15 protein-coding genes and 1 other annotated feature are annotated in these 12922 nt (G+C 62.5%); of the genes, 9 read left to right on the forward strand and 6 right to left on the reverse strand.

Features of this window, described 5'->3' with window-relative positions:
- The coding region (locus tag LL962_RS14645; protein WP_228317438.1) for an integrase core domain-containing protein at positions 1-188 on the forward strand (188 nt) is incomplete at its 5' end.
- A 170-nt stretch (positions 189-358) separates the two neighbouring features.
- On the opposite strand, the gene LL962_RS14650 is transcribed toward LL962_RS14645, so the two are convergent.
- The 4 genes from LL962_RS14650 to LL962_RS14665 all read right to left on the reverse strand — a co-directional run bounded on the left by LL962_RS14650 (position 359) and on the right by LL962_RS14665 (position 3467).
- Entirely contained in the window at positions 359-1798 is a 1440-nt protein-coding gene (locus tag LL962_RS14650; protein WP_228317439.1) for a YfjI family protein, read from the reverse strand.
- Entirely contained in the window at positions 1795-2082 is a 288-nt protein-coding gene (locus tag LL962_RS14655) for a hypothetical protein (RefSeq protein WP_228317440.1), read from the reverse strand. Before LL962_RS14655 ends, LL962_RS14650 begins: the two co-directional genes overlap by 4 nt.
- A gap of 12 nt (positions 2083-2094) precedes the next feature.
- Positions 2095-2499, reverse strand: coding sequence for a helix-turn-helix transcriptional regulator (locus tag LL962_RS14660; RefSeq protein WP_228317441.1), 405 nt, complete (start codon positions 2497-2499; stop codon positions 2095-2097).
- A 125-nt stretch (positions 2500-2624) separates the two neighbouring features.
- The gene (locus LL962_RS14665; protein ID WP_228317442.1) at positions 2625-3467 is read right to left on the reverse strand and encodes a hypothetical protein; all 843 of its coding nucleotides are present in this window, start codon (positions 3465-3467) and stop codon (positions 2625-2627) included.
- A gap of 792 nt (positions 3468-4259) precedes the next feature.
- Here LL962_RS14665 and LL962_RS21050 point away from each other — a divergent pair.
- Together LL962_RS21050 and LL962_RS14670 are read left to right on the forward strand one after the other, a co-directional pair.
- On the forward strand, positions 4260-4628 hold the full coding sequence (locus LL962_RS21050) for a transposase (protein ID WP_441004874.1): 369 nt from the start codon (positions 4260-4262) through the stop codon (positions 4626-4628).
- Positions 4538-4654, forward strand: a sequence feature (AL1L pseudoknot). It overlaps the preceding gene by 91 nt.
- Positions 4637-5476, forward strand: a complete 840-nt coding sequence (locus LL962_RS14670) for an IS3 family transposase (RefSeq protein WP_441004875.1) — start codon at positions 4637-4639, stop codon at positions 5474-5476. It overlaps the preceding feature by 18 nt.
- 1 nt (position 5477) lies before the next feature.
- Here LL962_RS14670 and LL962_RS14675 read toward each other — a convergent pair whose 3' ends face one another.
- A complete protein-coding gene (locus LL962_RS14675) occupies positions 5478-7082 on the reverse strand; it encodes a TnsA endonuclease N-terminal domain-containing protein (protein WP_228317444.1) in 1605 nt (534 codons plus the stop codon).
- Positions 7083-7562: 480 nt separating this feature from the next.
- On the opposite strand from LL962_RS14675, the gene LL962_RS14680 reads away from it, so the two are divergent.
- The 6 genes from LL962_RS14680 (at position 7563) to LL962_RS14705 (ending at position 11819) form a co-directional block, all read left to right on the forward strand.
- Positions 7563-8141: an anthranilate synthase component II gene (locus LL962_RS14680; RefSeq protein WP_228317445.1), complete on the forward strand. Its 579-nt coding sequence runs from the start codon at positions 7563-7565 to the stop codon at positions 8139-8141.
- Complete coding sequence (locus LL962_RS14685) at positions 8141-8386, forward strand: hypothetical protein (protein ID WP_228317446.1); 246 nt, start codon at positions 8141-8143, stop codon at positions 8384-8386. Before LL962_RS14680 ends, LL962_RS14685 begins: the two co-directional genes overlap by 1 nt.
- 5 nt (positions 8387-8391) lie before the next feature.
- Positions 8392-9054, forward strand: coding sequence for a flavin reductase family protein (locus tag LL962_RS14690; protein WP_228317447.1), 663 nt, complete (start codon positions 8392-8394; stop codon positions 9052-9054).
- An 81-nt stretch (positions 9055-9135) separates the two neighbouring features.
- Positions 9136-10173 carry an anthranilate phosphoribosyltransferase gene (trpD, locus tag LL962_RS14695; RefSeq protein WP_104586100.1) on the forward strand — a complete coding sequence of 346 codons (1038 nt, stop codon included), beginning with the start codon at positions 9136-9138 and terminating at the stop codon, positions 10171-10173.
- Positions 10174-10312: 139 nt separating this feature from the next.
- A complete protein-coding gene (gene trpC, locus LL962_RS14700) occupies positions 10313-11110 on the forward strand; it encodes an indole-3-glycerol phosphate synthase TrpC (protein ID WP_228317448.1) in 798 nt (265 codons plus the stop codon).
- A complete protein-coding gene (locus LL962_RS14705) occupies positions 11103-11819 on the forward strand; it encodes a haloacid dehalogenase-like hydrolase (RefSeq protein WP_104586096.1) in 717 nt (238 codons plus the stop codon). Before trpC ends, LL962_RS14705 begins: the two co-directional genes overlap by 8 nt.
- Positions 11820-12177: 358 nt before the next feature.
- Here the strand turns inward: LL962_RS14705 and crp are convergent, their stop codons facing one another.
- On the reverse strand, positions 12178-12870 hold the full coding sequence (crp, locus tag LL962_RS14710; protein ID WP_029218612.1) for a cAMP-activated global transcriptional regulator CRP: 693 nt from the start codon (positions 12868-12870) through the stop codon (positions 12178-12180).
- Between the last annotated feature and the right edge of the window lie 52 nt (positions 12871-12922).

Genomic DNA, 12922 nt, shown 5'->3' on the forward strand with positions numbered 1-12922 from the left:
ATGGCCGCTTACGCGACGAGTGCCTCAATGAACACTGGTTCCCAACGCTGCTGCATGCGCGCACCGAAATCGAACGGTGGCGACGCGAGTACAACGAAGATCGGCCCAAGAAAGCAATCGGCGGTATGACACCAGCCGCCTATGCACAACAACTTGCCAACAGCGATATCATCAACCCCGGACTCTAAACCCGACTGCTACTCAGGACGGGGGGACGTCGGCCCCGGCATAAGTTTCTCGCCCTAGGCCGTGCACACGATGCACACCGCTACTTTTGGGGCACTGTGCATGGTGTGCAGCGCCTTAGATGAACAAAAAAGCCGCCCAGTGGGCGGCTCTTGGAGGAGGGGCTGCCCCTCTACAAGGAAGGGTTGTTAAAGAAGCTCCGCAGCATCTCAACCCAGAGCGGTCCGCTGCCGCTCTCTTCATTGTGATAACGAACGCGTATCACGCCGGTGTCTTGGAGGTAGTCAAGCGCTGCCTCGAAGCGCCCCTGATGGCGGATCGGGCCTTCCTTCCGGAGGATGTTGCGGCGAACCGTTGACCGTCCACGTGAGTAGTACTTGCGATGCATGAAATCGGTCAGCTTGTGAGCATCGTCCTCATCCTCGGGGATATCGTCTCCGCTGAACATCTGAAGTGCCTCGTTGATGTGCCAGTTAACTATGGTCAGCGCACGCTTAAGCGTCTCGTGACTGATCTGCAGCCCCGGCTGGCCCGAAAAGAAATGCAGGATCGCTGCCAGGCGGCTCGCGTTGTCCAGTGCCTTTGCGGCAAAGTCGCGGATACCGAAGAGCTGCCCGTCCTTATGCATGGCTGCCTCAACACGATTCTGGTGGTCTACCCAGAGCTCCTTTGCCTCTTGGGTAAAGGTCAGCCGCACCGGCGTCGAACAAGCTTGGAAACGCAGTTCGAGCAGCTCGCGAACCCGGGCGTGGAAGAGCTTCAGCTTCTCCCACACTGGCTCATCCAGGGTCATGTAGCGAAAGCCCATGGTTGAAGACGGCCAAGCGACCAGGAACCGAGCCAAGAAGCCGGAGCCGCGCGCGAGCCGGCCACGCTTGTCCATGAAGTCCTTGAACACCTCCTCCTGCACCATGAAGCTGAGCGTCATGTTGGGATGCCGTGCAACATAGTTCACGTCGGCGCGCTGGAAGCTTAGGATTTTCGGGCAGTCCCACGCCTCGTTGATCACGCCGAATTTGTTGGTGACACCTCCCTTCAAGATGATTTCACCCTCGGAGCTCATGATTACGACGGACTTGCCCTCGCCACGCAATGCCTCCATCAGTGGGCGTTCGGTGATGCTCTGGTGGATCAGCTGGGCGTGTTCAATTTTCTGCGGCTTCTCGGCGTTGAGTGCGATCAACTTAGTGCGGATCGAGTTGACCTCCTCATCGGAGTCTGCCTCGATTGCCTTCTGAAGTTTGCGCTGAAGGATCTTGTGCTTTGCCTTCCAACAGGTCATCTCTGCCTGGTACGTATGGACATCGCCCTCGGAGGTGGATGCGAGGCGAATGTCGTACTCGAGCAAAGGATCACCTACGAGATTGTCGCAGGCAGTCTTGCGCTCACCGGAGTCGGCGATGGTTGCGTAGAACAGCGACGCGGGCCGCTCCTGACCGGTAGGTGTCTCCACCACAACCAGGCCTTGGCAAGCTGCAGACATGACCGTGCCGAAGGAACTGGCGATCAGCGCGAGCGGTGCCTGCAGGTTGTCCTGCGTCTCCAGCACGGCGTCGCGGATCAGCGGATACAGCGCATTGGTCGGGAAGTTGTCGGGGTTGCGCCGGATCATGTTGCGTCCTCCACGTCCGAGGTGACCGTTTCTTTGGCGTGCTGCTCCAGCAGTTCCTTGAAACGAGCCGGGTGGAGCTTCAACCCCTTCTTGGACAGCATGGCGAGGATGGCCTTCTGCGTAATGCCCTGGTCCATCAGCTCTGTGATCACCGGGTAGAGCAGGGCGAACAGCTCCTCCTTCTGCTGCTTCGGATTGGGCTTCAGGGTACGCAAGGACATCGCGATGCGCTCGGCCTGGCTCTGCACGCTCGTGGCAGCTGACTTGATGTTGATCTCGTTCATTGGTCGGCCTCCTTAGTGCGAGCTGCGCGCAGCGACGCAGGATTCGATGTAAACGACGATGTCCTGGTGCAGCCAAGCCGTGGGTGCGCGGTCGCCCTTGCCCAGCTTGAAAGGGCGGGGCATGTCAGGGTCGTACTGGGGAGAAGCCTCGTCGAGGCGGTTGTACAGCGTGCTGCGCGAGATCCCTAGCAACTTCAGGACTTCAGGCAGGCGTACCGCGCGAGGTGAAGGAACCTGGTCTGCCTGGTTCGATTGACCATTGCTGCGGAAGGAAGCAAGGATGCGTTCGAGATGCTTCAGGACGATGGCCTGGAACTCGCGGTCGACCTGATCAAGGCTCGAGGCCGAAGCGCTGCGCGCTGCAGGCTCTGCCATGCGGGTACGGGCGTGACGGTGTGCGTTGGCGATGTTGTTCATGCTGACTCCAAGTGGTTGTGGGCTGAGAGCCCGTCCCTCAGACGGCGTCATTGCCGTCTGAGGGGTCGCACTTTGGAGCTGCTTTTGAATCCTGTCATGGTAAAAACAGGCTGGAGTTTGACGGGCTATCGTTTTTGTAGTAATGGGTCCGAAAGGAGGCGGGAGGCCTTTTCGGCCACCTTACTGAGCTCTGGGTATTTGGCGGCTTCCTTGGTCGCCCAACGGAGCAGCGGACCTGCGAGCCGGTGCCCTGGCTCGCCCTCTTCTGCAGGGGGGCCTTTGATGGTTTTGTCGTAGTCCGCCACCACGGCGGCGTACCGTTCGGAAGACAATAGCTCCTCCGATACCTGCTCCATCATTGCGTCCTTGTGGAAGCGCTTGTTAGGCGACGCATCTCTCGGTCTGCTTTCTATCCACGACGTGAGTACCTCAATCGCGGCTTGCTCAAGAGCTTGCCTTTGTTGCAAGCCGCGCTTGCTGCCTTGGGCGCTCATTGCTTCGGAGTGCGTCATCGGTGAATTGATGATGCCGATGTAGTAGTGGCACTCGATCAGTGCGTGCAGCATCCGTGTCTCGTCGCCGGCATCAGCGGCATTCTTTGATTCAACCCAGTATCCGATGGCGATGTCCGTGACTTCACGCGTCGCCTGTCGCAGCCACTTTTCGTGTCCCTCCTTTCTACTGGCCGCTGAATCCTTACGGGTCTTGATGAAGGGGAGGAGAAAGAGTTTCAATTCGTCCTCTGGTCGCGCGCGCTCCTCCTTCCAATGCCTGTAGCTGGTGGCGTTGCCGTATTCCTGGAGATTCTCTGTGGCGGATAGCCAGCGCTCTTCGAAGGACTCTCCTGCAGCAGCACGTTCTTCGTAGATCGTTTTGATCTGCAACAAGGTACGTTCAAGGAGGGCCGTGGTAGTCGGCAACGTCGCGCTGCTGTCATAGCGGCCTTGACTGCGGCTTTGCTCGCCCAAGCTCAGTGCAACTATCGGGAGTTTAAGATGCCGGAGGCGCCTGTCATTGAATGGTGTAGTGCGATCGGTTGCTATGCTCATTGCTCTATTTTTAGTCTGGGAGGTTTCGGACTTTTAGGAGGGGTGGGAAGTGGCTTCCCCCTGCATTTTCGAACACTAGAACCAGCCGAGGAAGTCACCTATCTATGATAGGTCCATCGAGAGAGAGGGGCACCTAGAGAACAGCAGCATCGGAACTCAAAGAGGTGTATGCCTCTATTGTCATGCTTGAGTCTGTTGAAGATGCATACACCGAAGCCAAGAGACAGCAAGGAACTGTAGCGCCACGAATACGCACGCCTCATTATCGCTGCCAAGCGATCAACGATTCATGCCATCGGCAACATGCGCGGGTGTGCTTGGGAAGCAAGTTGAGACAGGTTCAAGCAGCCTGCGTGCGAGAGTGGAGCGCTCATTTGAGGTGTTTAAATAGCAGCTTCGCTATGTCAATGTGCGCTATCGCGACTTGGCCGAGAACACCGCGCAAGTGCCTACACTGGATCCACAACCTTTGGCATGCGAAGCACGCCCCAAAGCCGGATGGTCGATCGACTTCATGTCCAATGCATTGTGGGATGGTCGAGGCTTCAATCACCTGAGGGCCGAGAGCCTCACCTCCGATCGCCGTTGGCGAATCCAGGAAGGCTCTCACCATAAGAGCCAGCTCCTGCAGGGCGACGCCCTGACCATTCTGCCCACGCTCTGAACCGCCCCGGGATTCCTGGAGGCTCCAACTCTTGAGAGGGTGGAGTGATGACCAAGCCAATGAAATATTCCCCGGAAGTCCGGGAGCGCGCGGTGCGGATGGTGCTGGAGCACCAGGATACGCACAGTTCGCAGTGGGCGGCGATCGAGTCGATTGCCGGGAAGATCGGGTGCACAGCCCAGACGCTGCGCAACTGGGTACGTCGTGCCGAGCGTGACCAGGGGCTGCGTCCGGGCTTGACGACGGACGAGCGGATGCGGATGAAGGCGCTGGAGCGGGAGGTGCGCGAGCTGCAGCAGGCCAACGAGATCCTGCGCAAGGCGTCGGCGTATTTCGGCCAGGCGGAGCTCGATCGCCGCTTCAAGCCGCGACCGGGTTCGTTGCAGAGCATCGCGATGCCCACGGAGTCGAGCTGATCTGCCGGGTGCTGGAGATCGCTCCGTCGACGTACTACAGCCACGCGGCCCGGGAGGCGGATCCGGAGGCGCGTGCGGACCGCTGGTGGCGAGATCGAGTACTGGAGGCGCAGGTTCGCCGGGGTGTGGGACGAGAACAGCCAGGTCTACGGTGGCGCAAGCTCTGGAAGCAGTTGCTGCGTGAAGGCTGGCAGGTGGCGCGATGCACGGTGGAACGGTTGATGCGCCGGCTGGGCCTGCGAGGCGTCATCCGCGGCAACGTGGTGAAGACCACGCACAGCGACAAGGCGCAGCCTTGCCCGCTGGATCGGGTGAATCGGCAGTTCCAGGCAGAGCGACTGAATGCACTGTGGGTAAGCGACTTCACCTACGTCTCGACCTGGCAGGGCATGGTGTACGTGGCGTTTGTGATCGATGTGTACGCGCGGCGGATCGTGGGTTGGAAGGCCTCTACATCGATGACGACGGACTTTGTGCTCGATGCCTTGGAGCAGCCCCTGCATGCCCGACAGAGGGACGGGGAGCTGATCCACCACTCCGACAGGGGATCGCAGCAAGTGAGCATCCGCTACAGCGAACGGCTGGCCGAGGCCGGGGGCGAGCCGTCGGTGGGCAGCGTGCGCGACAGCTACGACAATGCGCTGGCCGAGACGATCAACGGGCTATACAAGGCCGAGGTAATCCACCGCAGATCGTGGCGCAATCGCGAGCAGGTGGAACTGGCCACTCTGGACTGGGTGCACTGGTACAACCGCAAGCGACTGCTGGGGCCGATCGGTCACATCCCGCCAGCGGAAGCCGAAGCGGCTTACTATCGGCAACAAACCGGTCAGGCCGAGGCGGCCTGACTCAAACCACGCGGCCTTCAAGAAAGTCGGGGCGGTTCAAAGCTCTGTCGCTTCGGTGCGTGATCCGATATGACCGGTCGAGTTCAGCATCTGACTGAATGATGTAGGCCGTGAGCTCCAAAGTGCTGAGGCCGTAACGCGTTCGCAGGCTCGGAGTGTCCTTCCACGTGATTGATCCGCGTTCCTGCAACTCTCGATCGAGCGATAACCTTTTTTCAGCAGGTAGCCCAAGCTGGGCCACCTGCTGAAATGTATGCCGTTCGTTCATCACCAACCACCCCCAGCCGCGAGCGTGTGCCCATGCCCGAGCTGCACTCGCCTTAGCCCGATTGATGCTCAGTGCCATTTGGCTAGTCGGCTTCACCTCAACGAGCGCACAGCGCCCGTCAGTAGTGGCGAACAGAAGGTCGGGATAGTAGTCGTAATGTTTCTTTCCGAAAGCATAACGAATGGCTGCCGGCTGCTCCTGGTAGTAAGCCACCTGTTCGCTCTTTTCAAGGAGTGACATGACGTCCAGCTCAAGGCCCGACTCGTACTGGACAGATCGTCCAAGCTTGTCCGAGTGGTAGCTGCCGGCGATATCGGTGTCCCCAACCTCCCTTAGCGCCCACAAGTCTTCAATGGGTGGTGGCGGCCTGATGTGGTCTGGCCAGTCGCATTGACTCAACCATTGACTCACCTTGTTGGCTACCTTGTCCGCTGCCTTGAAGCGAGACGCCGTCACGCGCGTTTCAGTTCGGCGCGATCTTTCGAATCCGCACTGTAGCTGGATGGCGTTCTCTACCTCCGATTTTGGGAATCCTGCAGCCCTGAGCATGAACTTCAAAGCCAGCGGCAGAGCGGTGTTGAAGCCGCTACGAGCCGCCTCAATCAACCAGGGCGCCGAAGCGCTTGAGTCAGCGGAACTCTCGTTAATTAGTCGTCGAAGGGAGGCGCCCGCGGTTCCTTCGCGACGTGCCCGAGCGGCCAGTCTCTTCAGTGCGCGTTCCTGGATCTGACGCACTCTCTCTCTCGTAACTCCCCATTCCTTGCCGATCCGGGCAAGCGTCATTCGTTGGCTATCGACACCCAAGCGCATTTCCAGAACTTCACGGTCGCGCTTGTTGCTCAGGCTCTCAATCGCGACGGCGACCAACATGGGTACGTCAGTGTGGTCAACTAACAGTGCTTCGTCTGCAGTTGGTGCGTCCTGGACCTTCGAACTCGACACCTCAATCGTGGCCGTGAAACCACTCGTACTTGAGGCCGGAGGCTCACTTGCTGAAGCCCCCTGCTGAATCAGACTTGGTTCTCTCTGGAATACGGAGTCGGTAGGAACTTTGTCGGTCGCCGAGGTCTGTGGACTCTTCTGCTGTTGCAGTAGGTACTGGGCTAGGACGGCAATCGAGTGCGTTCGCGTTGCCGGCCGCATCTGCTCAGGAAGAAGGCGGGCTGCCGCCGCACTGATGCCTGAACGTGACCGCTGGTGGTTACAGGCAAGCTGGTCCAGATCCAGGCCGCGCTTGATGCCGTCGAGTAGTTCTCCAAGTTCCTCAGGGCTCCAGCGCTGGCCATGCCGAGTGGGCAGTCCAGAGTTCTTGGACGAAGACTTCGTGGACGTAGTCATGCCTCTGCTTCCATGCTCTTCACGCGGTGGTTCAAGGCTTCGGCCCGGACGCAGCTCGGGCGCAGCTCGGGGGCTTTTGTCATATCAGCCATCTCATTGATGGCTTGATCTGTTATCCCACACGGCCTTGGCTTGTTGGAAGACTGAACTAGCAAAAAGGGCCCTTCTGCTTGCCCGTATGCCTTCGCAACGCAGGACGGCGCTGCGCAGACGACTATCAGGCCCCCGAGGCTGAAAGATAGCTTTCGACGCGCACAGCCCATACTTCACGTTCAGTGCGTCAACCGGCTTGTACGGCAGTCTCGTAGGCTTGCAACCGCGCAAGGGTCCAAAAGCTCGAGCGAGCCCGTGCGAAGATATGATCCGGTGTTGCTCGCTCCCCAGCAGCTCGGGTACCAAATGAATTAGCGGGTATCAGAGCGGGTATCGGTGAGTTGTTTCGGGCTTTGTCCCTTTTTAAAACAAATAGATAGGCCTGATATGTTGCTCATGCTCGATAACTACGACAGCTTCACCTACAACCTCGTGCAGTACCTGCAGGCGCTGGGCGCGGAGGTCATGGTGGTGCGCAACGATGCGATGAGCGTCGATGAGATCACCGCGCTCAGGCCCGAGCGCATCGTGATCTCGCCGGGCCCGTGCACGCCCAACGAGGCGGGTGTCTCGCTGCAGCTGATCGAGCGCTTGGGCCAGACCACGCCGATCCTGGGGGTGTGTCTGGGCCACCAGAGCATCGGGCAGGTGTATGGCGGCGACGTGATCCGCGCCGGCAATATCATGCACGGCAAGACCTCGCCGATCCGCCATGAGGGCAAGGGGGTGTTCGCCGGCCTGCCGGACAGTTACCAGGCCACCCGCTATCACTCGCTGGTGGTGGACAAGACCACGCTGCCGGCCACGCTGGAAGTCACCGCCTGGACCGAAAACCCGGATGGCTCCATCGAAGAGATCATGGGTCTGCGCCACCGTCAGTTCCCGGTGGAAGGCGTGCAGTTCCATCCCGAGTCCATCCTCACCCAGCACGGCCACGCCCTGCTGAAGAACTTCCTGGAGCGCTGATGCGTCGCCTGCTGCCGGCATGCATCGCAGCGATGGGGCTGCTGTTGGCCGCACAGGCCACGGCGCAGCCGCCGTCGACCGCCTGCGCTGCGCAGGCGCTCACACGGGCCGCGAAACCGCTGGTTTCCCACGTCGGCAGCGCGGGCGCGCGCATGCGGATGGACGCCGCCGATAGGACCGACGGCCTGCCGATGGGGCAGCAAATCCTCGACGACGCCGAGCTCCGAATCGACCAGGCCAGGTGACCGCAATGCCGCTCTCTCCCCAAGCCAGCCCGCTGCCGGCCACCGAATCCCCCAAGGGCTTCCACTTCTACGAAACCGCCCACGGACACGGCCTGCCGCACGATCCGTTCAATGCCATCGTCGGGCCGCGTCCGATCGGCTGGATCGGCACGCGCGATGCCGACGGCATCGCCAACCTGGCGCCTTACAGTTTCTTCAACGCCTTCAACTATGTGCCGCCGATCGTCGGTTTCGCCAGCACCGGCTGGAAGGACAGCGTGCGCAACATCGAGGCCACCGGGCAGTTCACCTGGAATCTGGCGACGCGCCCGTTGGCCGAGGCGATGAATGCCAGCGCGGCGATCGTGCCTGCGGAGGTGGACGAGTTCGTGCTGGCCGGTGTGCAGGCGGCGCCGTCGCGGTTGATCGATGCGCCGCGAGTGGCCGCCAGCCCGGTCAGTTTCGAGTGCAGGCTGAGCCAGTTGCTACGCCTGCAGCGCGCCGATGGGCAGCAGGTCGATACCTGGCTGGTGCTGGGCGAGGTTGTGGCCGTGCACCTGGCCCACGCCGCGCTAAAGGACGGCATCTACGATCCTGCGCGTGTGCAGACCATCCTGCGCGCGGGCGGCCCCGCCGACTACTTCGAAGTACAGGAACAGGCGCGCTTCCGCATGCAACGCCCGGGCTGAGCGCCAGCGTCGTCACCCAATGCCGAACGTGCGGCCATCGGCGCACGTCATTCCCTCTCCCGCACTCCTCCGGTTTCATCCATGCCCATCACGCCGCAAGAAGCCCTGCAACGCACCATCGAACATCGCGAGATCTTCCACGACGAAATGGTCGCGCTGATGCGGCAGATCATGCGTGGCGAGGTCTCGGACACGATGGTCGCCGCCATCCTCACCGGGCTGCGGGTCAAGAAGGAGACCGTCGGCGAAATCGCTGGCGCGGCCACCGTGATGCGCGAGTTCTCGCGCCGCGTGGAGGTGAGCGATCGCCGGCACATGGTCGATATCGTCGGCACCGGCGGCGATGGCTCGCACACCTTCAACATCTCCACCTGCGCGATGTTCGTCGCGGCGGCCGCCGGCGCCAAGGTGGCCAAGCACGGCAATCGCAGCGTCTCGTCCAAGTCCGGCAGCGCCGATGCGCTGGAGGCGCTGGGCGCGGTGATCGACCTGCAACCCGAGCAGGTCGCCGCGTCGCTTGCGCAGACCGGTATCGGCTTCATGTATGCGCCAGTGCATCACCCGGCCATGAAGGTGGTGGCGCCGGTGCGCCGCGAAATGGGCGTACGCACCATCTTCAACATCCTCGGCCCGCTGACCAACCCGGCCGGCTCGCCGAACATCCTGATGGGCGTGTTCCATCCGGATCTGGTCGGCATCCAGGCACGCGTGCTGCAGGAGCTGGGCGCCGAGCGCGCGCTGGTGGTGTGGGGGCGCGATGGCATGGACGAACTCTCGCTCGGTGCCGGCACCCTGGTCGGCGAGCTGCGCGATGGCCAGGTGTGCGAGTACGAAGTGCATCCGGAGGATTTCGGCATCGCCATGTCGGCCAGCCGCAATCTCAAGGTGGCCGACGCCGCGCAGTCGCGCACGATGCTGCTGCAGGTACTGGACAACGTCCCCGGCCCGGCGCTGGACATCGTCGCGCTCAACGCGGGTGCGGCGCTGTACGTGGCCGGTGTGGCTGACAGCATCGCCGACGGTGTCCTGCGTGCGCGGGCGGCACTGGCAGACGGCTCGGCCCGCGCCAGGCTGGATGCCTATGTCGCCTTCACCCGCCAGGTCGCCGCGCAGGCGTGATCGCATACCGCCGCAATGTCCCGGCAATCGAGGCGGCGGCATTCTTGTCTCCCGCCGGTGCGCTGCGCGCGTTGGCGCGTCGTCCCAGCGCGGTGTGGCCGACTTGACCGATAATGCCAGCCCGCCAGGACCCGATACGATGAGCGACATCCTCAACACCATCCTTGCCCGCAAGGCCGAAGAAGTCGCCGAGCGCAATGCGCGCGTGCCGCTGGCCGAACTGGTCGCGCGGTGTGCCGACCTGCCAACCACGCGCGGCTTTGCCGCCGCCATGCAGGCCAGCATCGCGGCCGGCGATGCGGCGGTGATCGCCGAAGTGAAGAAGGCCAGCCCGTCCAAGGGCGTGATCCGGCCGGATTTTCATCCCGCCGATATCGCGGTCAGCTACGAGTTCGGCGGCGCCAGCTGCCTGTCGGTGCTGACCGATGTGGACTTCTTCCAGGGCGCCGATGCCTATCTGCGGCAGGCGCGCGATGCCTGCACGCTGCCGGTTCTGCGCAAGGATTTCACCGTGGATCCCTATCAGGTCTACGAGGCGCGCGCGCTCGGCGCCGATTGCATCCTGCTGATTGTCTCGGCACTGGAAGACGCGCAGCTGGCTGAGCTGTCCGGGCTGGCCATGCAACTGGAGCTGGATGTGCTGGTGGAAGTGCACGATATCGACGAGCTCGAGCGCGCGGTGCAGGTGCCGGTGCCGTTGATCGGCATCAACAACCGCAACCTGCGTACCTTCGAAGTCTCGCTGCAGACCACGCTGGACATGCGCGCGGCGGTGCCACGCGACCGCATCCTGGTCACCGAAAGCGGCATCGTCACCCCCGACGATGTGCAATTGATGCGCCGCAACGGTGTGAACGCGTTTCTGGTCGGCGAGACCTTCATGCGCGCGCCCGAACCCGGCGAGTCGTTGCGTCAGCTATTCTTCGCGCATGACTGAGTCGTATCCCGCGCCGCGCGAAGACGCCCCGTTGGTGGTCTTCGATTTCGACCACACCCTGTACGACGGCGACTCCGGCAGCCATCTGTTCGCCTGGCTGATCCGGCGCAACCCTTTGCGTCTGCTGGTCGCGGTGCTGGCCTCACCGATCCTCGGGCCGATGGTGGCGATGCTGCCCACGCGCCGCCGCGGCGTGTCCGGCTATGTCTGGATCGCGACCTTCGGCCTGCACCGCGCGCGCGAGTTCAACCGCTTCATCGACGCCTACGTCCTCAAGCACGAGGCGCAGATCCGCCAGCGCCTGCTGCCGCATGCGTTGAAGGTCTTCACCGACCACCGAGCAGCAGGCGACCGCGTTGTGGTCGCCACCGGCGCCCCCCCGGAGCTGGCGCGCGCCATTCTCGGCTTCGTGGCGCATCAGGACGTACCGGTGATCGGCAGTCTGGTCGGCCCGCGCCTGGGCGCGGTCACCGCGCGACGCCACTGCCATAACGAAGAGAAGATGCGCATGTTGCGCGAACGCGGCTATGCCGACATCGCCGTGGCGTACTCGGACAGCACCGCCGACCTGCCCTTGCTGAAGGCGGCGCGTGCCCCGGTGGTGGTCAATCCCAAGGCCAACCGGGAAAACCTGTTCCGCCAGGTGCTGCCCGCGGGCACGCCGATCCTCAACTGGGGATGCCGCGACCGCGGCGGCAAGGCGCTCTAGTCCCAGCCGCTACCAGCGCACGATTGCGCAGCAGCGCCCGGGCAAGCGACAGTGCGGGCGCAAGCGCCTGCGGCGACGGGGCGCGGCAGTTGGCGCAACCTCAATGCAGCGAACGAGACGTCGCTCGCAGCGTCCGCCGTGGCTTCGCACGCCAGGCCATCCGGGCCAGCAAGCCGAGGCAGGACGACCTCGTGGGTCCGGCGGCAGGCGATCGTTTCGCCGAAGGCAGGCAACTGTCGCCCACGACGCCGGCCCCTCCTGGACGACGCGCGCAGAGGCGGGTGGGACATTCCCAGGCGCAGCCGCGATTGCGTAAACGGCCGATGCGCAAGCCGCATCGGCCTTCGAGTCCAGGCCGTTAGCGCGTGCCGTAGAGCACGACCGTCTTGCCGCGTGCGTGCAACAGACCATCGGCCTGCAACTTCTTCAGCACACGGCCGGCCATTTCGCGCGAGCATCCCACCAGCCGGGCCAGCTCCTGCCGCGAGACGCGCAGCTGGGTGCCCTGCGGGTGGCTCATCGCTTCAGGCTCCTTGGACAGGTCGTGCAGGGTGCGCACGATGCGGTCGGTCACGTCCAGGAAGGCCAGGCGGCTGGCTTTCCTGGTGGTGTCGAGCAGGCGTTTTGAAAGCTGAACGCCCAGCGCGTACAGGATCCGCGGCGCATCCGGCGACAAGCTGGTCTGGAACAGCTGCTGCAGTCGCTCGTAGCTGATCTCGGCCAGCTCGCACTGGGTGCGGGTCCGCAGGATCACTTCGCGGGTGTCCGATTCGATGAACAACCCCATTTCGCCAACGAACTCACCGCTGCCGAAATAGCCCAGCACCAACTCACGGTCGTCATCTTCCTCGGCGATGATGCTCACCGAGCCGCTGATCACATAGTAGAGGGTGCCGGCCGGGTCTCCGGGCCGGAACACATCGGTCCGGGTCGGATAGCGCCTGCGGTGGCTATGCGCCAGGAAACGCTCGATCGTGCCTGCGTCCAGCGCCAGCGAGGGGGTAGCGTTACGTACCGTCGTAGTCACAACCGTCGTGTTTCCTGGGCTCATGGGAGTTCCGCGTCTGATTCCTGAAGCTTAACGGCATGAGTCATGCAAGGTA

It is taken from the genome of Xanthomonas sp. NCPPB 1067, from assembly GCF_020783795.1.
Classification (GTDB): Bacteria; Pseudomonadota; Gammaproteobacteria; order Xanthomonadales; family Xanthomonadaceae; genus Xanthomonas; species Xanthomonas melonis.